Annotated in this window: 15 protein-coding genes; 10 read left to right on the top strand and 5 right to left on the bottom strand. The window is 45.3% G+C overall.

The features are described from left to right. The first annotated feature begins 94 nt into the window (after nt 1-94). Both clcA and R7O12_RS08280 read left to right on the top strand, forming a co-directional pair. On the top strand, nt 95-1,498 hold the full coding sequence (gene clcA / locus R7O12_RS08275) for a H(+)/Cl(-) exchange transporter ClcA (protein ID WP_005373473.1): 1,404 nt from the start codon (nt 95-97) through the stop codon (nt 1,496-1,498). Between the two features lie 261 nt (nt 1,499-1,759). Further along, complete coding sequence (locus R7O12_RS08280; RefSeq protein WP_318125747.1) at nt 1,760-2,707, top strand: TDT family transporter; 948 nt, start codon at nt 1,760-1,762, stop codon at nt 2,705-2,707. Nucleotides 2,708-2,752: 45 nt separating this feature from the next. Here the strand turns inward: R7O12_RS08280 and folE are convergent, their stop codons facing one another. Beyond that, nucleotides 2,753-3,406: a GTP cyclohydrolase I FolE gene (folE, locus tag R7O12_RS08285; protein ID WP_005373478.1), complete on the bottom strand. Its 654-nt coding sequence runs from the start codon at nt 3,404-3,406 to the stop codon at nt 2,753-2,755. Nucleotides 3,407-3,693: 287 nt separating this feature from the next. Between folE and moeA the strand changes: the two genes are divergently transcribed. From moeA to R7O12_RS08310, 5 genes are all read left to right on the top strand, one after another. After that, nucleotides 3,694-4,929, top strand: coding sequence for a molybdopterin molybdotransferase MoeA (gene moeA, locus R7O12_RS08290; RefSeq protein ID WP_213915838.1), 1,236 nt, complete (start codon nt 3,694-3,696; stop codon nt 4,927-4,929). Nucleotides 4,930-4,938: 9 nt separating this feature from the next. Further along, on the top strand, nt 4,939-5,688 hold the full coding sequence (moeB, locus tag R7O12_RS08295; protein ID WP_318125748.1) for a molybdopterin-synthase adenylyltransferase MoeB: 750 nt from the start codon (nt 4,939-4,941) through the stop codon (nt 5,686-5,688). Nucleotides 5,689-5,863: 175 nt separating this feature from the next. After that, entirely contained in the window at nt 5,864-7,969 is a 2,106-nt protein-coding gene (locus R7O12_RS08300) for an LruC domain-containing protein (protein WP_318125749.1), read from the top strand. A gap of 12 nt (nt 7,970-7,981) precedes the next feature. Continuing rightward, entirely contained in the window at nt 7,982-8,482 is a 501-nt protein-coding gene (locus R7O12_RS08305; RefSeq protein WP_053307245.1) for a hypothetical protein, read from the top strand. 129 nt (nt 8,483-8,611) lie between these two features. Beyond that, entirely contained in the window at nt 8,612-9,442 is an 831-nt protein-coding gene (locus tag R7O12_RS08310) for a sulfurtransferase (protein WP_262667628.1), read from the top strand. Nucleotides 9,443-9,607: 165 nt separating this feature from the next. Here R7O12_RS08310 and R7O12_RS08315 read toward each other — a convergent pair whose 3' ends face one another. Further along, entirely contained in the window at nt 9,608-10,609 is a 1,002-nt protein-coding gene (locus tag R7O12_RS08315) for a sugar-binding transcriptional regulator (RefSeq protein WP_005387670.1), read from the bottom strand. A gap of 466 nt (nt 10,610-11,075) precedes the next feature. Here R7O12_RS08315 and tal point away from each other — a divergent pair, with 466 nt between their 5' ends. Next, nucleotides 11,076-12,026, top strand: coding sequence for a transaldolase (gene tal, locus R7O12_RS08320; protein WP_005373488.1), 951 nt, complete (start codon nt 11,076-11,078; stop codon nt 12,024-12,026). 125 nt (nt 12,027-12,151) lie between these two features. Then, nucleotides 12,152-14,143 carry a transketolase gene (gene tkt, locus R7O12_RS08325; RefSeq protein WP_042522667.1) on the top strand — a complete coding sequence of 664 codons (1,992 nt, stop codon included), beginning with the start codon at nt 12,152-12,154 and terminating at the stop codon, nt 14,141-14,143. Nucleotides 14,144-14,284: 141 nt separating this feature from the next. Here tkt and R7O12_RS08330 read toward each other — a convergent pair whose 3' ends face one another. The 3 genes from R7O12_RS08330 to aroG form a co-directional block, all read right to left on the bottom strand. Next, a complete protein-coding gene (locus R7O12_RS08330) occupies nt 14,285-15,847 on the bottom strand; it encodes a methyl-accepting chemotaxis protein (protein WP_065275191.1) in 1,563 nt (520 codons plus the stop codon). A 209-nt stretch (nt 15,848-16,056) separates the two neighbouring features. After that, nucleotides 16,057-17,229: an MFS transporter gene (locus tag R7O12_RS08335; protein WP_318104090.1), complete on the bottom strand. Its 1,173-nt coding sequence runs from the start codon at nt 17,227-17,229 to the stop codon at nt 16,057-16,059. 159 nt (nt 17,230-17,388) lie between these two features. Continuing rightward, nucleotides 17,389-18,441, bottom strand: coding sequence for a 3-deoxy-7-phosphoheptulonate synthase AroG (gene aroG / locus R7O12_RS08340; protein WP_318104091.1), 1,053 nt, complete (start codon nt 18,439-18,441; stop codon nt 17,389-17,391). 460 nt (nt 18,442-18,901) lie between these two features. On the opposite strand from aroG, the gene R7O12_RS08345 reads away from it, so the two are divergent. Further along, nucleotides 18,902-19,894 (top strand): OmpA family protein, encoded by a 993-nt coding sequence (locus tag R7O12_RS08345; RefSeq protein WP_017635198.1) that lies wholly within the window; start codon nt 18,902-18,904, stop codon nt 19,892-19,894. The last annotated feature ends 84 nt before the right edge of the window (nt 19,895-19,978 follow it).

A 19,978-nucleotide genomic window follows, 5' to 3' on the forward strand; every position in this document is an offset into this window, starting at 1 on the left:
AAAAGCTAAATTGCATCTTTATTGATTAGGTCTAGACTCTGCGAAGCGTATACTTTCTTTCGTCCCTTCCCCCCAGCAACAGGAGAGCTTGTTAATGACCAAACGCGAGAGAATTGTGAAATCTGTGTTGGCGCACGTACCGAAAGATGCGATTAACCAGTTTGTCTCTCGAGGGTCAACACCATTTTCTGTTCTCATTATGGCCGCCATTGTGGGTACGTTGGCTGGTTTTGTCGGTACGTATTTCGAGCTTGCCGTTCATTTCGTTTCTGAAACACGAACAGAATGGTTAAGAAGCGAAATTGGTAATGTTCTACCGTTGTGGCTGGCAGCGGTTCTCATTAGCGCACTTTTAGCTTTTATTGGCTATTTTCTTGTGCACCGCTTTGCGCCAGAAGCGGCAGGTTCTGGTATTCCTGAAATCGAAGGGGCAATGGATAATATTCGTCCAGTGCGCTGGTGGCGAGTTCTACCAGTAAAATTCTTCGGCGGCATGGGCGCACTTGGCTCAGGTATGGTGCTGGGTCGTGAAGGCCCAACCGTTCAAATGGGGGGCGCTGTTGGTCGAATGGTGACCGATATATTCCGCGTAAAGGATGACGATACCCGCCACTCCCTGCTCGCTTCTGGTGCTGCTGGCGGTTTGGCTGCGGCTTTTAATGCCCCACTCGCAGGCATTATGTTCGTTGTGGAGGAAATGCGACCTCAGTTTCGCTACTCTTTGATCTCAATTCGCGCAGTGATCATTTCTGCCATTATGGCGAACATAGTGTTTCGCGCCATCAACGGGCAAGACGCCGTTATCACTATGCCGCAATACCAGTCGCCAGAGCTTCAAACCCTATGGCTGTTTTTATTGCTTGGCGCATTGTTTGGCGTGTTTGGCGTGATCTTCAATAAACTGATTACCGTGGCACAAGACAGTTTTGTCGCAATTCACAAAAACGATCGTAAGCGCTACTTGATTGTGGGTTCGCTACTGGGAGGCGTGTTTGGTTTGCTTCTTTTGTACGTACCCCAACTAACTGGTGGTGGTATCGGCCTTATTCCTGACATTACTAACGGTAACTACTCGGTATCTATTTTAGTTTTGCTTTTCTTTGGTCGCGTAATTACAACCCTGCTCTGTTTTGGTTCTGGTGCGCCGGGAGGCATCTTTGCACCTATGCTTGCTCTGGGAACCTTATTTGGCTATGCGTTCGGAGCAAGTGCTGATGTCTTGCTCCCTGCGCTTGATATCGAGCCTGGTGTATTTGCGATTGCGGGCATGGGTGCCCTGTTTGCTGCAACGGTACGTGCACCGATTACTGGTATTCTGTTAGTGATTGAAATGACGAATAACTACTACTTAATCCTGCCATTGATCATTACTTGTTTGGGCGCTGTGATTATTGCTCAATTGTTGGGTGGACAACCTATTTACAGCCAGTTGCTGCATCGCACAATCAAAAACGAAAAGTTACGCCAACAGGATCTACCGGAGAATCAATCAACATAACATTCTCTTTGTTATCACTTCGCTCCAGACTATCGAAGGGTTTGGAGCGATAAACTCTGCGTTTTTACATCTTTTCCCAAATATTCGATACCAAACTCACAAAATTATCATTCTCTGATATTTGCTCACCACCTTTCATGAGAAACCCCTCTCCATACTTGTTAGTATTTGCTACTTAAATAGAGCATTTCATCCAAATCGTCATGTTTCGTTTCATTCAGGCAAAAATCAAATGGAGTAGATTTGAACTGGAGAAGACTTGTGCAGTTTTATAGTGTCCCGCCGTCTCAAGCCTCGTTGGCACTAGGTATGATAGGTTTAGGGCAAGCTTGGGCACTCTATGTTCCTGAGATTGGTGAACCGATACGCCCATTTTTGGCGTCACTCGGCGCACTTTTACTCGCCCCTGTACTCATAAAATATGCCGCTAATCCACGATTATTCATGGTCGACATTCGTCACCCACTGAGTGGTAGTTTAATGGCACCAATGAGTATGGCGTTACTGATCCTTGCAGATTATCTTGCCGCTGTAGCGCCTATCATCGCTTATCCACTTTGGTTTATGGCGCTTTTGCTGCATTTTACTATGATGGTGCTGTTTTTTAGCTTTCAGCTAATGAACTTCAAAATGTCCAATATCGTACCGAGTTGGTTTCTTTATCCGGTGGGGCTGATCAGTAGTTCACTAGCCGGTTCTCAACTAGGTCACAACTTATTCTCCGAAACGTTAGCGATGATGTGCATCGGCATTTATTTCTTCATGCTGCCACTCGTGTTGTATCGTTTGGTGTTTTTCGGCTCTCTACCAAGGCGAGCAAGACCGACCCTCGCGATTATGGCCGCGCCGGTAAACTTGTCATTAGCAGCATACTTGGTGAACTTTCCCTTACCTGATCCGATACTGACAGGCGCATTGGCCGGGATCGCCATCACTATGACTTTATTGATCTACTTATGTTACTTCCGCTTACTTCGCTTGAAGTTTCAACCTTCTATCGCGGCAGTAACCTTTCCTTCCGTGATCAGCGCTATCGCAATGCATCGCTTAACCTCTTTTTTTGCCGAATCGCACCCTCACTGGCACTGGCTACACGACTTTGGTTTTCTAGAGCTCAGTATCGCGACTGTATTGGTTGTTTGGGTATCGGCAGGTTACGTCAAAATGTATTGGCCAGAAATCATGAAGTCATTTTCTAAACAAGCATAAAAAAAGGATGGCGTTTGCCATCCTCTTAGAATAGTGCTTGGTTACCTAACGTAAACCGTGCAGAAACTCGGCACGCGTTGCTGGGTTGCTTTTGAAGATACCGCCCAATGCTGTTGTCGTGGTTTCGCTGGTTGCATCCATCACACCGCGAGATTTCACGCAGTAGTGTGTTGCGTCAATCGTCACTGCAACATCATCAGACTCAAGCAACGTTTGAAGTGCAACAAGAATCTGCTGAGTCATACGCTCTTGAACTTGTGGACGCTGGGCAAAGAAGCGAACGATACGGTTGATCTTTGATAAGCCAATGATCTTGCCACGTGGAATGTAAGCCACAGCAGCCTTGCCATCGATGGTCACAAGGTGGTGTTCACAAGTACTGGTCACTGTGATGTCCTTCACGCGAACCATCTCGCTCACGTTCATCTTGTTCTCAATCACCGTGATTTTAGGAAAGTTGGAGTAATCCAGACCAGAGAAGATTTCGTCAACGTACATCTTAGCAATGCGGTGAGGGGTCTCTTCTAGGCTATCGTCAGTGAGGTCAAGTTGAAGTAGACCTAAAATCTCACGCATGTGGTGTTCGATCTTCTCTTTCTTCTCTTCACGACTTACGTTGTTTGGACGCATTGGCGTTTCCAAACCGCGTTGCTCTAGCGCTTCTTTTACTAACTTCGCTGACTCGCTAAGACCTGACATTCCACTTCCTCTTTTGTTTTACTTCAGCCTTCGTACAAACCCAATCAAAATTGCATTCATACTTTTCGCTTTGAGTTGCTCAGTTCGTGTCTTTACACCAAGTCACATCAGATGAAGGTACTGAGCTGATTTTCTTGAGCTCCGCAGGTTTTTTACCCCTTTTGGATGGCTGACAAGGATACTCGGATTTTTGAATAATTACACCCATATTTTATAGGTGGACATTCTTACTCAGTCCCCTTTTATGGTAAAGTTGCCACAAAACAAAAGAACACAGGATTTTCTCAATGGGCTGCTGCGACGCACCTGGCTTGATGCCAATTGAAGAAGCGATGGACAAAATGCTATCGCGAATCAAACCTATCCAAACAACGCTTTCTCTTCCACTTGCAGACGCACTCGGTTTTGTTCTGGCAGAAGACATTTTGTCTCCTATTCACGTACCACCATTCGACAACTCAGCAATGGATGGCTACGCTATTCGCATTCAAGATCTTGAGTCATCTTCTGTATTGCCTCTGGCAGGTAAATCATTTGCAGGACAACCTTTTGAAGGTGAATGGCCTCAAGGTACCTGTGTTCGCATCATGACTGGCGCAAAAATCCCACAGGGTTGTGATGCCGTTATCATGCAAGAAAACACTGAAGTGACAGATGATGGCATTCAGTTCAACCAAACCGACGTGAAGCCACAAAACAACATCCGCCCAACAGGTGACGACATCAAGCAAGGCGACATCGTACTGGCAAAAGGTGCACGTTTGACACCTCGCGATATTCCGATGATTGCGTCTCTTGGTATAAGCCATGTGACAGTAGTACGTAAGCCAAAAGTTGCGTTCTTCTCTACTGGTGATGAACTTAAACCACTGAGCGAGCCGCTAGACGAAGGTCAGATCTACGACAGCAACCGTTACGGTATTAAACCACTTATCGAGAACTTCGGTTGTGAAGCCGTTGATCTTGGCATCATTCCAGATTGCCCAGAGACTCTGAAAGCAACCTTTGAACAAGCGCAAACATTGGCAGATGTGGTTGTGACCTCTGGCGGTGTTAGTGTGGGCGAAGCGGATTACACCAAAGACATTCTTGAAGAGCTTGGTGAAATCGGTTTCTGGAAGTTAGCAATCAAGCCGGGTAAACCTTTCGCATTTGGTAAGCTAAGTACAGCTTGGTTCTGTGGGCTACCGGGTAACCCGGTTTCTGCAGTTCTTACTATGTACGTGCTTGTGCAACCAATGCTGGCAAAACTTGCAGGCCATACAGAATGGAAAGCACCCGAATCTATTCCAGCAACAACCAAAACCGCCTTTAAGAAAGCGCCAGGTCGTACCGATTACCAACGTGGTATCTATACATTGGAAGATGGCAAGTTTGTCGTTGAAACAACCGGTAACCAAAGCTCTGGTGCATTCCGCTCAATGAGCCTAGCGAACTGTTTTGTTGTATTGGAACGTGAACGCGGCCGAGTTGAAGTGGGCGAAACGGTTCAGATTCAACTATTCAACTCAACCCTTTACTAGGAAGACGTTGTGGATATTCTTTCCGATCAGGAAATGTTGCGTTACAACCGCCAAATCATTCTTCGTCAGTTTGACTTTGAAGGACAAGAAGCACTCAAACAAGCATCGGTATTGATGCTTGGTGCTGGCGGTTTAGGCTGCGCATCAAGCCAATATTTGGCTACTGCTGGTGTCGGTAAAATCACGCTGATTGATGATGATATCGTCGAGCTGTCTAACCTTCAGCGCCAAGTTCTGCACCACGATGCGGATATTGGTCGTAAGAAGGTCGAATCGGCGGCCGATGCACTGCACGAACTTAACCCGCACATTATTGTAGATACCATCGCAAAGCGTCTTGATGATACAGAGCTAAAAAGCTTGATCGAACAGCACACAATTGTTGTTGATGCATCAGATAACGTCGATACGCGCAATCAACTTAACCGCCTATGTTTTGCGACTAAAACACCGCTAATTTCAGGCGCGGCTATTCGTATGGAAGGCCAAGTGAGTGTGTTTACTTACGACGACCCAACTCAACCATGCTACCAGTGCTTAAGTGCCCTCTTCGGCAGCGGTGCGTTAAGTTGTGTCGAAGCCGGAGTCATGGCTCCTGTTGTGGGTATCGTTGGCGCAGTACAAGCGATGGAAGCGATCAAAGTGATTGCTGATTACGGTCAACCAAAGAAAGGCAAAATTCTGATTTTGGACGCGCTCAGGATGTCTTGGCGAGAAATGAATCTGATGAAAATGCCCAACTGTCCGGTTTGTAGTTAGTTCTAAACCTCTAATCATTCCCAAAAAGCCCAACTCGATGTTGGGCTTTTTCTCATTTTGACAATCAGATTTACAACCCTTCTTCTTACAAAAATTAAATCAATAAAATTCAACAACTTAAAACTTGGCACATTCCTTTCATTGCATATATCACGAACCAATGAGAGGGCGAATTATGAAAAGGACATCACTACTACTTGGGTCTCTAATAGCGAGCGCTTACGCACAAGCGGCGCCATTTGATACGTGCCCAAGCCAAGCATACCTGTTCCAATCAACCCCGGTTCAAATCTATGGCGTCAATTTGGTTACAGGCTCTACGACTCTTTTAGAGGACGACACAGGTTTGGCTTCGGGCATCAACGGTGTAGGCTTTAACTTCACTGACCGTTATATCTACGGCTACGACACCACAAACAAAAAGATTGTTCGTCTTGGTCAAGACTTCCAAGCAGAGACACTTAATGTTTCGGGTCTTCCTACCGACCACACGTTTTACGTAGGTGACGTTTACAACCACGTCTACTACTTGTACCGCAAAGGCAAAGGACTTTTCTCCATTGACCTTTCTCCGCTCGATTCTGATCCAAATGCGACATTGAGCATCGTGAAAATCAGCTCTACAGCGACTGTGAACCTAACCGACTTTGCATTCCATCCAGGTGATGGCTCCCTTTACGGCATCGACAACAACTCTGGTTTGCTATATCAGTTCAACCCATCAAATGGTAGCGCAACTGCGATAGGTGACACAGGTGAGAAAGGCACATTTGGTGCTGGCTACTTCGATGTAAACGGCAACTACTACGTGTCACGTAACCAAGATGGCAAAATCTATCGCGTTGACCTTTCGGAAGGTAACGCAGCCAATATCGCAGCAGGTATCGTTCCTGCGGTTGAGTTTGTATCCAACGGTCCAAGCTCAAGCCAAAATGACGGTGCACGTTGTGCAAATGCTCCGGTGATTAACGAAGACGAGCCAATTGATTTCGGTGATGCTCCAGACAGCTACCACACAACACTTGCGTCAAACGGTCCTCGTCACGAAGTGGACGGTGCAACTTGGCTTGGCTCTGTTGCTCCAGATGGTGATGCCGACGGTCAAGCAAACGACAACTCTGTGGGCACAGCCGATGAAGATGGTGTTGGTTTTGTATCCGCACTTGATCCAGGCTTAAGCTCAATTGTGAATGTGACAGCTTCTACTTCTGGCTACCTATCAGCATGGTTTGACTGGAACCGCGATGGTGACTTTGATGATGAAGGTGAGCAAGTCTTTACCGACCAATTACTGTCTGCGGGTAATAATCCCCTACCGTTTGTAGTTTCAACCGCTGCAACGGAAGGGTCTAGCTGGAGCCGATTCCGCTTTAGCCAACAAACCGGATTAAACTACGATGGTGGTTCGACATCTGGTGAGGTGGAAGATTACCCAATTACCATCACTGGTAATGGTTACTCAGTGGAATATTTCCCGAGTGCAGAAGATTACGCCACCGTCGCTTACGAAGATAACTGGCCATACACCGCAGACTACGACATGAACGATGTGGTCGTAAAATTCCGCATCACCGAAACCAGTCTTGCGGGTCATGTTGAGAGTATTCAAATTACTGGCGACCTAGCGGCTTACGGTGCAAGTTACAAAAATGGCTTCGCAATCCGACTACCGGGTGTATTGAGAAGCTCGATTGAAAACGGATTAACAACACTATCCTTCAATGGTGTAGAACAAGCATCTAATGGCTTGGAAAGTATTTCTGATGAAGCAATTTTCATCATCAGTGAAGACTTAAGCACACACGCGGCGAGCAGCTGTAGCTACTTCCGCACAGAGTCTGGCTGTGATGATAACGTCTCACTCACCTTTACCTTGAATGTGTACTTCACTGAAGGATCTGACCGTTCAGCCATTCAAGCCATGCCATACGACCCGTTCATCTTTGCAACACCGGGCACTTACCATGGCGATGGTATTACTTTCCAACCAGGGCGTAAGTGGGAAGTTCACTTAGCAGACCAAGCACCAACAGAACAGTTTGATGACCAAAACCTCTTCGGTGTCGGCGTCGATGCAAGTGACCCTGCACAAGGTGTGTACTTCAAAACAGCAAACAACTTACCTTGGGCACTGTTAATAGTAGAAGATTGGGATTGGCCGCTAGAGCGTGTAGACATGGTCGATGCATACCCTCACTTCCAAACTTGGGCTGAGTCTGGTGGCGAACTAAGCACAGATTGGCACACCGCTCCAACACCTAACAAATGCTACATTCCATAGGGAGATAACATTATGAAAGCACTTATCACAATCATCATGGGATTAGCACTAACGGCTTGTGGCGGCGGCGGTGGCGGCGGCGGTGGTAACAGTACACCACCTCCACCAACCCAAACCACCGTTGCAGAGGAAGACACAACCCAACAGGAAGAAACAACCGTAGAAGAGACTACCGTAACTGTAGAAGATGCAACCATGCAGGATCTAGTAGTACCAGATGGCTTTAGCTACAACCCAGTGACGGAAGGTACGCTCAATGTAGACATCAGTGGTTTCTCTTCACAACGAGCACACCTAAGCGTGTACAAAGAGTTTGTCGAGAACAGTTCAGGTAACTACGATGCAAAATACCCAAGCAAAGTCGCATCGGTTCCACTCAACAATGGTACAGCAAATGTCGACTTTAATGTTTCTGATAGCCAAGGTAGCCTACTTGTTGAAATTTGGTTCTATGACGGTAGTGACCCAATTCAGAAAGTGATTACTTCTGGAGACAACACTTGGACCATGTAACTGGGTAAATCGAAAGCTGTCTTTCAGAACAAATCTTCAATCTTTAACTTAAAAATCGCATCGTTCTTTTGAACATGCGATTTTTTTGTTGTAAAACAGTAAGATTATCCACCTAGCAAACTAAAGACAATGCAAGCACTGATTAGTACTGATGAACTCAATAGCCTTCTCGGCCAACCTAACGTCAAGCTCCTCGACGCTAGTATTGCGTTTCAAATCCCTTCTGAAGGTAAAAAGATTCAAGATAAGTGGATTCCAAATACTTTACGCTTTGATTACGACAATGACTTTTGCTTACCCGGTTCTTCCCTGCCGCATATGATGCCAACAGAAGAAGGCTTCAACCAAAGTGCGCTACAACTCGGTTTGAACAACGAAGATTTGATTGTGGTTTACGACAACTCTGGCACTTTAGCCGCGCCAAGAGCTTGGTGGATGTTCAAAGCTATGGGACATGATAATGTTCGAGTCTTAAATGGCGGTCTTCCAGCTTGGATTGAAGCCGGATTCCCTGTTGAAAGTACCCTATCGCAACCAAGCGAAAGAGGTAACTTTGCGGGTAAGCTCAACCAAAATGCCTTTTTGAGTGCACAAGATGTTCTTGCTCATTCAACCAATAAAAGTGCCAACATCATCGATGCCAGAGCCAAAGCACGATTCCTTGGTGAAGTGCCTGAGCCACGAGAAGGTCTACGTAGTGGTCACATTCCAAATTCGGTTTGCTTACCGTTTCAAGAACTCTTGACCAACGGTCACATTAAACCAAACTCAGAGTTGCAACAGATATTTAGCGCACTAACGATAGATAGTGACAATTCGATTATTTTTAGTTGCGGTTCCGGTGTAACCGCATGCATTTTATTACTCGCGGCGTATCAAATTGGTCTAGATAATCTGTCGGTGTACGACGGTTCTTGGACCGAATGGGGTGCTGACCACTCTCTACCTATCGAGTGTTAAGACAAGTGTCTGTTTAACAAAGTATCTTACGTTTATCTAAAGATGATGTGTTCCAATAAACTAAACGCAGCTTCTAAACCAAACTTGTCATTTCGAAATAGAAACTGGCTATGAGTGATTTGTCACCCCTCATAGCCTGACTACATCAAAAGCCGACTATTTCCGTTAGCGTTCAGATGTCGCGTTGCCGTGCATTTGCTCATCTAAGTTGAGCACGGTTAATGCGTTGCTAACGCTCGTGGCGATCACGTCTATCGCTCCAGTTCTTAATGCTCCGAGTAGAGCGAGTGGCTTGCTGTTCTCTGCTGCGATCGCAATGACTTCCGAGATCGGCCGAAACTCTTCAATACCAAGTCCAATTACTCGGTCACTCATTACCGTGTTCGCTACATTACCGTGAATATCAAAGAAGTCATAACCAGCAAAATCCCCTACCACACCTTGTTGAAGTCTCGACTGAACCACTTCATCAGGCGTAAACCAACCTAAGTCGACCATGTAACTGTTTTCACTCATGTCACCAATACCAACCAAAGCGACATCGGCTTTACGTGCTAGGTCGAGCGTTTGTTTCACGGTTGCATTTTGCATGAAGGCCAACTTCTGTTCTCTATTTTCTGCGTATGCCGGCGCATAAAGGGTTTCAGAGGTTCCCCCATATTTCTTCGCCAACTGACGACAAATATGGTCGGCGTTATACATACCGCCACGCGGGTGAATACCACCAATGCCACACACAAATTTACAGTCACGCGGCGTAATAACACCAATATGGTGAGCGACAGACGACACGTTGCGCCCTTGTCCGACCGTCACCACCATGCCGTTTTTGAGCGTGCTAGTGAGATAATTGGACACCAATCCCGATACCTGTAGTCGTTGCGCTTCTTCATTCGGTTGATCAAGAGCAACAAGCGCGCGCTTAACGCCGAATCGCTCGATCAAACGTTGTTCGATCTTGGCGCTGAACACCGGATGGTATTTAACGGTAATTTCAACAATGCCTTCATCACGCGCCTGCTTGAGCATTCGCCCGACCTTTGCGCGTGATATGGCAAATTTTCTCGATATCTCTTCCTGAGTCGCACCGTCTTGATAATACGCGACGGAAATCTCTGTCAACAAATCCGTGTTTTCAATGGAAATATCTTGATTAGAACTGCTCATGGTTTCTCTCGCCCTTTAAGAGGATCGATATTGTATGCAATAAGTGAACATATGCTCATTGACTTAGCATATGTTCTTTATCAATTTAAACGCTACATTTGCTCATCGCAATAACATTTTCTCACTACAATTTTTTACCCTCTTGGACAACGCTCAAGCTTTGAACAATAAGGGCAAACGTTTATTTGGGTTAACCACTAAACACACAGTAAAAAAACGTTGATGAAGTTCACTATAAGTCCATTTCAGCGATTGACTTTCAGCATAGATAGGATAAATATGGACACATCATTTACTCAGCTATCGATCAAATGTTCATAGCATTTGATCGGTAACGAAATTTTCCGTAGTTGGCTGAGCAGATGTCTCATTAAATGCGATGAGACGGTTAGCTAACTCGCTTGCAAATGCACAAGCCGTGATAACAAAAATCACGCTTAAGCCCATTTAAATAGGATGATCGATTATGAGCAACAAGTTAGAGCAACTTCGTAAACTAACGACTGTAGTAGCAGACACTGGCGAAATTGATGCAATTAAAAAGTATCAGCCAGAAGACGCAACAACTAACCCTTCTCTTATCCTTAAAGCCGCTCAAATCGCAGAGTACGCACCTCTAATCGATGCTTCAATCGAATACGCTAAAGCACAGAGCAACGACAAAGCTCAACAAGTTCAAGACACTTGTGACATGCTTGCAGTAAACATCGGTAAAGAAATCCTAAAAACTATCCCAGGTCGTATCTCTACAGAAGTAGACGCTCGTCTATCTTACGATATGGAAGGCAGCGTAGCGAAAGCTCGTCAACTAGTGAAAATGTACAACGATGCTGGCATCACTAACGACCGTATCCTTATCAAACTGGCTTCAACTTGGGAAGGCATTCGCGCAGCTGAGATCCTAGAAAAAGAAGGCATCAACTGTAACCTAACGCTTCTATTCTCGTTCGCTCAAGCACGTGCTTGTGCAGAAGCGGGAGTGTTCCTAATCTCGCCATTCGTTGGTCGTATCATGGACTGGTACAAAGCGAAAGAAGGCCGTGACTTCGAAGCTCAAGAAGATCCAGGCGTACTATCTGTAACTAAGATCTACAACTACTACAAAGAATACGGCTACAAAACTGTAGTTATGGGCGCAAGCTTCCGTAATATCGGTGAGATCTTAGAACTAGCTGGTTGTGACCGTCTAACTATCGCTCCTGCTCTACTTGCAGAACTAGAAGCAGCTGAAGGTGAAGTAGTTGAGAAACTAGTTGATTCTAAAGGCGCAGCTGAGCGTCCAGCACCAATGACTCATGCAGAGTTCCTATGGGAACATAACCAAGACCCAATGGCTGTTGAGAAGCTGGCTGAAGGTATCCGCAACTTCGCCGTTGACCAAGGCAAACTAGAAGCGATGATCGAAGCTAAGCTTTAATTGCTTACCAAAAGCGAGTAGCCCGTCTACTCGCTTTTACCATCAGCACTATTTTCAAAAAATTCTATTTGAACTTGTTTCGGCGAGTTCCCTCTATTTAAATCAAATATCGAGAAGTAATCACTATGGATCGTAAACATCTAGCAAATGCAATCCGTGCGCTAAGCATGGATGGTGTTCAACAAGCTAACTCTGGTCACCCAGGTGCACCTATGGGTATGGCTGACATCGCTGAAGTTCTTTGGCGCTCTCATCTAAACCACAACCCATCAAACCCTGAGTGGGCAGACCGCGACCGTTTCGTACTGTCTAACGGCCACGGCTCAATGCTGATTTACTCTCTACTGCACCTTGCAGGTTACGAGTTGTCTATCGACGATCTGAAAAACTTCCGTCAGCTTCACTCTAAAACTCCTGGTCACCCAGAGTACGGTTACGCGCCAGGAATCGAGACCACAACGGGCCCACTAGGTCAAGGCATCACTAACGCGGTTGGTATGGCTCTAGCTGAAAAAGCGCTAGCAGCGCAATTCAACAAAGAAGGCCACGACATCGTTGACCACTTCACTTACGTGTTCATGGGCGACGGCTGTCTGATGGAAGGTATTTCGCACGAGGCATGCTCTCTTGCAGGTACTCTAGGTCTAGGCAAGCTGATCGCGTTCTGGGATGACAACGGCATCTCTATCGACGGTCACGTTGAAGGTTGGTTCTCTGACGACACACCTAAGCGTTTCGAAGCTTACGGTTGGCACGTAATCCCTGCAGTCGATGGTCACGATGCTGACGCAATCAACGCAGCAATTGAAGCGGCGAAAGCGGATCCACGTCCTACACTTATCTGTACGAAGACTATCATCGGTTTTGGTTCACCAAACAAATCTGGTTCACACGATTGTCACGGTGCGCCACTAGGTGCAGAAGAAATCGCAGCAACACGCAAAGAACTAGGTTGGGAGCACGGTCCTTTTGAAATTCCGCAAGAAGTCTACGCAGAATGGTCAGCGAAAGAAACAGGCGCAGCTAAGGAAGCAGCGTGGAACGAGAAATTTGCAGCTTATGAAGCAGCGTACCCTGAGCTGGCAGCTGAATTTAAACGCCGCGTAAACGGTGAGCTTCCTGCACAGTGGGAAGAGAAAGCAAGCCAAATCATTGCTGATCTTCAAGCTAACCCAGCAAACATTGCATCACGTAAAGCGTCTCAAAATGCTCTAGAAGCATTTGGTGCTCTACTACCAGAGTTCATGGGTGGCTCTGCTGACCTAGCACCTTCTAACCTAACCATGTGGTCTGGTTCTAAGTCTCTAGAAGCAAGCGACTTCTCTGGTAACTACATCCACTACGGCGTACGTGAATTCGGTATGACAGCGATCATGAACGGTATCGCGCTACACGGTGGTTTCGTTCCTTACGGCGCAACATTCCTAATGTTCATGGAGTACGCACGTAACGCAATGCGTATGGCTGCGCTGATGAAAATTCAGAACATCCAAGTGTACACGCATGACTCTATCGGTCTTGGCGAAGATGGTCCAACTCACCAACCAGTTGAGCAAATGGCATCGCTACGCCTAACACCAAACATGAGCACATGGCGTCCATGTGACCAAGTTGAGTCCGCTGTAGCTTGGAAACTAGCGATTGAACGTAAAGATGCACCGACAGCACTTATCTTCTCTCGTCAAAACCTTGCGCAACAAGAGCGCACAGCAGAACAAGTAGCAGACATCGCGAAAGGTGCTTACATTCTGAAAGATTGCGAAGGCAAGCCTGAGCTAATCCTTATCGCAACAGGTTCTGAAGTTGAACTAGCAGTAGAAGCAGCAGCACAGCTAACTGCTGAAGGTAAGAAAGTACGCGTTGTTTCAATGCCATCAACAGATGCATTTGACAAACAAGACGCCGCTTACCGTGAAGCTGTACTGCCATCAGACGTAACAGCACGTATCGCAATTGAAGCAGGTATTGCTGACTTCTGGTACAAGTACGTAGGCTTCGACGGTCGCATCATCGGTATGACTTCATTCGGTGAATCTGCACCAGCTGGCGAACTATTCAAAATGTTTGGTTTCACGACTGAAAACGTAGTGAACACAGCAAAAGAGCTGCTCGCGTAATTGCAGTAAAAAGATAGTCAGTTTTCTCTATTGCGAATGTGAAAACTGAAAAGCCCCACCAGCAATGGCGGGGCTTTCTTTTATCTGGCTCCTATTCGTATAAACGCAGCCAGGACATAAACATCACAACTTACGTTACGACTATTTGTCTTCAAATCGAAGTGCGAGCTGATAGAAATCTTGTACTTGGTCTTTCAACTGTCGGCTGTTTTGTTCAACTGAATGTGTTGCTGCCAAGTTTTGTTCTGCGGTCGAAGCGATAGAATGAATGTGCTGGTTTACATCACTAGATAGCTTTAACTGGTTATTCGCCGCTTCTGCTACATCAACCATCAGCCCACTCATGGTTTGCATCATCTGTTCAACTTCAGACAAACGCAACGCACTTTGTTCTGCTACTTGAGAACAGGCATCGGTTTGCTCTTTGTTTGCCAGAATATCTTTCTGCCAACTTTGAATCGTTGCCAACATAGTGGAGATAGAGGCTTGGATTTGTTCAGTTGCATTGGATGTTCGCCCAGAAAGCGCGCGGACCTCATCAGCTACAACAGCAAAACCACGACCTTGCTCCCCTGCTCTTGCCGCTTCAATCGCCGCGTTGAGTGCCAGTAAATTGGTTTGCTCTGCGATCCCACCAATCTCTTCCATCAAATGGTTCACCTTCTGTGCCTGATCACTCAGTTGATACGTCGTTTCCGTCGCTTTTTCAGCTTGAAGGCTTAATTGCGCTAGATTGGTGTGCGTTTGATCGATGGTCTCCTTCGCCATCAAGCATGACTTCAATGTATCATCAATCAACATATGGGCATCATTGGTACTCGAAGAAACCGAATTTGCCGACAACTCCACCTCTTGGGTAGCATCTCGCACACGATGAATATCGGTATTTTGCTGATTTAATGCAGCCGAGACTTCTGCCGTTGTTTGACTAAGCTCTTCGGCACAATGCTGCAAAGGCAATGCGGAGTCAGTCATTCTTCCTAACACGGTTCGAATTCTTGCGGATAGCATTTTGATATGGAAATCGGCAATCGAAAATGCCGTGTTACCGGAATAGATCAAGCGACTTACGCTGTCATATTGCTTTTGTAACTTTTTAAGTTGCTGAGGTGTATCAATTAACTCTTGGCGGAATAACAGAGCCAGAACACTTGCAGGTAACGCACTTGCAAGCCAAGCCAACGGCCCTTCAACAGACAACGCATATGCGGTTGCAGGTGCGGTTAGTGCACCAAGTAGAATCGCATAGCGAATGGTTTCATTGATTTTCAACGACCAAGTTCGACCAGACTTCTCTGCAGCACGCATGCTTTTGTAGGCTTTTGTCGCAATATCAACCCACTCTCGCTTTGGTTTCACGCGCACTGATTGATACCCAACAACATGGTTGTCTTCGTAGATAGGGGTGACATAAGCATCAACCCAATAGTAACCGCCAGACTTAGTGGCATTCTTAACCATTCCACGCCAGGCTTTACCTTGTTTAAGGCGTGCCCACATGTCACCGAAAGCGGCTTTAGGCATATCATTATGACGAACTATATTGTGGTTCTGACCGACAAGTTCTTCGTGAGTGTATTCAGCAACGCGGCAAAAGGCTTCATTACAATATGTAATAACACCTTGTAAGTTCGTTGTTGAGACGAGTTCCTCAGACTCCCTCACGAGAGTTTCTTGAGCTTTATGAGAAATATTGGCTGACATAGACGAAACTTCTTTAGTTTTTATTGATTTTCGGCAAGATATATACAGGATTTTTATTTTTATTACAAAAAGTTAGATAAAAAGTCTTATCAAATCGACATTTTTATTGTGGGAATTCACATTATCGATAAAAACATAAAGAAGAGATTGTTGATTTGAGCTAATAAACAAACCCGACACGATCGGCCGGGTTATATATTAAGCCTTAATTAAGCGGTTTGTGATTCTGGCTTTTTATTCGTTTTTAACGCAAACATCGCGATAACGAGTAACACAAATGGAAGAACATACAAATTAAGATTCTGCCAACCTACGGTAGACTCAAGCCAACCAGATAGTAATGCGGTGATGGTGACACAACTGAACACGAAGAATTCATTAAACGCTTGAGCCTTGCTTCTGTTTTTCGCTTCATAACTTTGACTAAACAGCCCGGTTGCTGCGATAAACATAAAGTTCCAACCTATTCCTAACAGGATTAAAGCAAGACTAAAATGCCAGATAGACACTCCATGTATATTAATTCCAATACAAGCAACAAATAGCAATCCACCCGCCAAAATCATATTCTTAGCGCCAAACCGCTCTATCAGACGGCCCGTGACAAACGCAGGTGCAAACATACCCAACACGTGCCATTCGATCACTCCCGCCGCTTTATCAAAATCAAAGCCACAACCAATCATCGCTAAAGGAGTTGCTGTCATTAAAATGTTCATCACCGCGTACGCAACCATTGCCGCGATAACGGCCAGCATGAAATTAGGTCGACGAATAATCAGTCTCAGCTTATCCGCCTTAGCGCGTAGCGCCTGCGTGTGTGCAGGTGGAAAACGAATGGTTTGTAGCACAACCAACGCGGTTATATAAAGCACGACAAGCACAGCAAATGCACTAATGTATAAGCCATCATCTGACCACTGCTGCGAGTACACGGCCAGATTAGGCCCAAGGATCGCCGCTAACACCCCACCCGCCATAGATATCGAAATCGCCCTATGCCTTGCCGACTCTTCACACACTTCAATGGCAGCAAACCTGTATAGAGTACCGAAACCTATACCAACACCAAGCAAAAACGTAGACATGCAGAACAGATAGAAGTTTTGTTGACTTAATGCATACGTCGCTAGACTAGCACCCAAAATGCCAATGACATTACCAAGGCTAAAACCAAGGCGACGCCCTAACTTGCCCATAATTAGCGACGCAGGAATTGTCGCGGCCATCAGTCCCAAAAACTGCAGTGCAACTGGTAATGTGATAAAACTTGATGACGGCGCAAGTGTTTTGCCAATAAGGGCAATAACAGATATGAGTAAAATATTCCCTGTCATTAATAAGGCTTGGCAGAGGGATAGAAGCCATACATTACGATTCAATTCCAAATTCCTTTTGGTTACAACGTATACAGATAACATATAGGAAAGCAGAAACAATAGAAAGATATGAGAGTAATTCTCAACAAAAAGAGCCAGAGGCATAGTACCTCTGGCTCTTCACTATTCACTTTTCGCTTTTAAAAAGTTTTTCTGTTGAGCTTACTTGTTGCGGCGCGCTTTTACTGCATCAGAAAGCTGACGAAGTACCGTTTTCGTATCTTCCCAACCAATACATGCATCAGTAATCGACTGACCATAAGTGGCTGCTTTGCCATCCACTAAGTCTTGGCGACCTTCAACTAAATGAGACTCGATCATCACACCAAAAATGGCTTCTTCGCCAGCAGAGATTTGTTCGGATACATCATCAGACACCAGCATTTGACGCTTGAACTGCTTCGAGCTGTTAGCATGGCTAAAATCAATCATCACTTTTTTCGGCAGACCTGCGGTGTCCAGCTCATCTTTAATTTGAGCTACATGTGCTGCACTGTAGTTTGGTTCTTTACCGCCACGTAGAATAATATGGCAGTCTGGATTACCAGCGGTTTCTACGATCGCGGAATGACCGTATTTTGTTACTGAAAGGAAGTGATGGGAAGCGCTTGCAGAACGAATCGCGTCGCTCGCTATTTTAATATTCCCGTCTGTACCGTTTTTGAAACCTACAGGACAAGAAAGACCAGAAGCTAGCTCGCGGTGAACCTGAGATTCTGTCGTACGAGCACCGATAGCGCCCCAACTGATCAAATCCGCCACGTACTGAGGTGTGATCATATCTAAGAATTCACTTGCCGTTGGCAAGCCCATATCGGTTAGATCAAGAAGAAGTTTACGTCCGATACGTAGACCATCATTTAGCTTATAGGTGTCATTTAAGTAAGGGTCATTGATAAGGCCTTTCCAACCAACGGTCGTACGCGGCTTTTCAAAATAAACTCGCATAACAACCTCAAGCTGCTCGCCCAGTTCATCACGTAATACTTTTAGCTTTTTACCGTACTCAACCGCGGCAGCCGGATCGTGAATAGAACACGGGCCAACGATCACGAGTAATCGATCGTCTTTTCCTTCAAGAATATTGTGAATGGCGTTACGGCAATCAAAAGTGGTCGAAGAAGCGGTTTCAGTCGCTGGGAACTTCTCTAATACTGCAACAGGTGGCAATAACTCTTTTACTCTATTTATTCTTACATCATCAGTTTGAAACATTACTTCTACTTCCTGGTTTTATTTCCGACCCCATTTTTACCAACTGAACTCATTGCAACATTGTTCACAAAGCGAGCAGCATCAAGGGCTGTGGTCATTTTCTGTCTAGCGTTTAAGTAACTTATCGGCTTAGGCGTAGACTTGCAATCAGTTTTTGCAAATAAATGCAAATAAAAACCACCTGTTAACCACCGCGCACAATGTAAATTAAAGTTTACGAAAAAAAAGTTCAAAATAATCATCAATTTTCTTATGCACCAAAAAATCTTTACTACAATGTAAGAAATATCAGAAGTTTGTGAGGTATTTTTGGGTAGTAAATGTTGATCAAGTTCAAATATATTGTTGCTTGATATGAAATGATTAGAATATAAAACTAATTTCTTATAAACGCTGGTTTTTTCTAATTTTTTGATAAAACGAAGTAGAAGTTAATATGCAATCAATACAAGGAAACATTATGAACAAAGTAGCAATTGCAGTAGCAGCAGTGGTAGCTGGTAGTAGCGCGCTTTTAAACTCTGCTCAAGCTGAAATGTACATCGGGGGCAAAGTGGGCATGACTACACTTGACGACGCTTGCTATCTAAATAGCCCTTGTGATGATGAAGCGTTCGGTGCAGGACTACATATCGGTTATGACTTTACCGATATCATTGGGCTAGAGTACGGCGTAGACTTCTTAGGCGACTACAAAGCTAACTCGATGTCAGGGGCTAACACGGTTAATACGATTGACGGCAATCTAACGGCTTTAACACTTGCACCTAAATTCAACTGGCACTTAAACGACTCTTGGAATCTGTTTGCTAAGATCGGTGGTGCTTACATGATGTCTGATGACGAAACAGACTTTGTCCCAACAGGTTCTTTGGGGGCTGAATACTCGATCGATAGAAACTGGAGTGTTCGCGCTGAATACCAACGCTACCAAGACATGTCTGACGACGTGTGGGACGACATGGATGCTAACTTCTTTGGTATCGGTGTTAACTACAAATTCGCAGCAGCTCCAGTTGTTGCAGCAGTTGTAACGGAAGAAGTGATCGAGCCAGATCCAGAGCCAGTGATGATGAGCAAGGTGCACAAAGAAGAGTACGGTACAGGTACGTTTGAATTCGATAGTGCTAAGTTAACAGATTCCGTTTCTGAACGTCTGGACAACTTTGTTTCATTCTTGAACGAATATCCTCAAGCCCAAGTAGAGATTACTGGTTACACGGATAGCTCAGGCCCTGCGGCATACAACCAAAAACTGTCTGAGCGTCGTGCTCAATCTGTTGCTGATTACCTAACCGCAGCTGGCATTGGTTCAGATCGTTTGACAGTTAAAGGTATGGGTGAAGAAAACCCAGTTGCTGACAACAGCACTCGCGAAGGTCGTGAGAAAAACCGTCGCGTAGAAGTTGTGGTACCTTCATTTGAATACCAAGAGCTAGTTCAGCCTGAATAAGCATCTATGATTCATGATCGATGATGTGGTAAAAATTAATGGGGTGCATTTGCACCCCGTTTTGATCTCATATTAAGGGATATT

The organism is Vibrio sp. Vb1574, assembly GCF_033338675.1.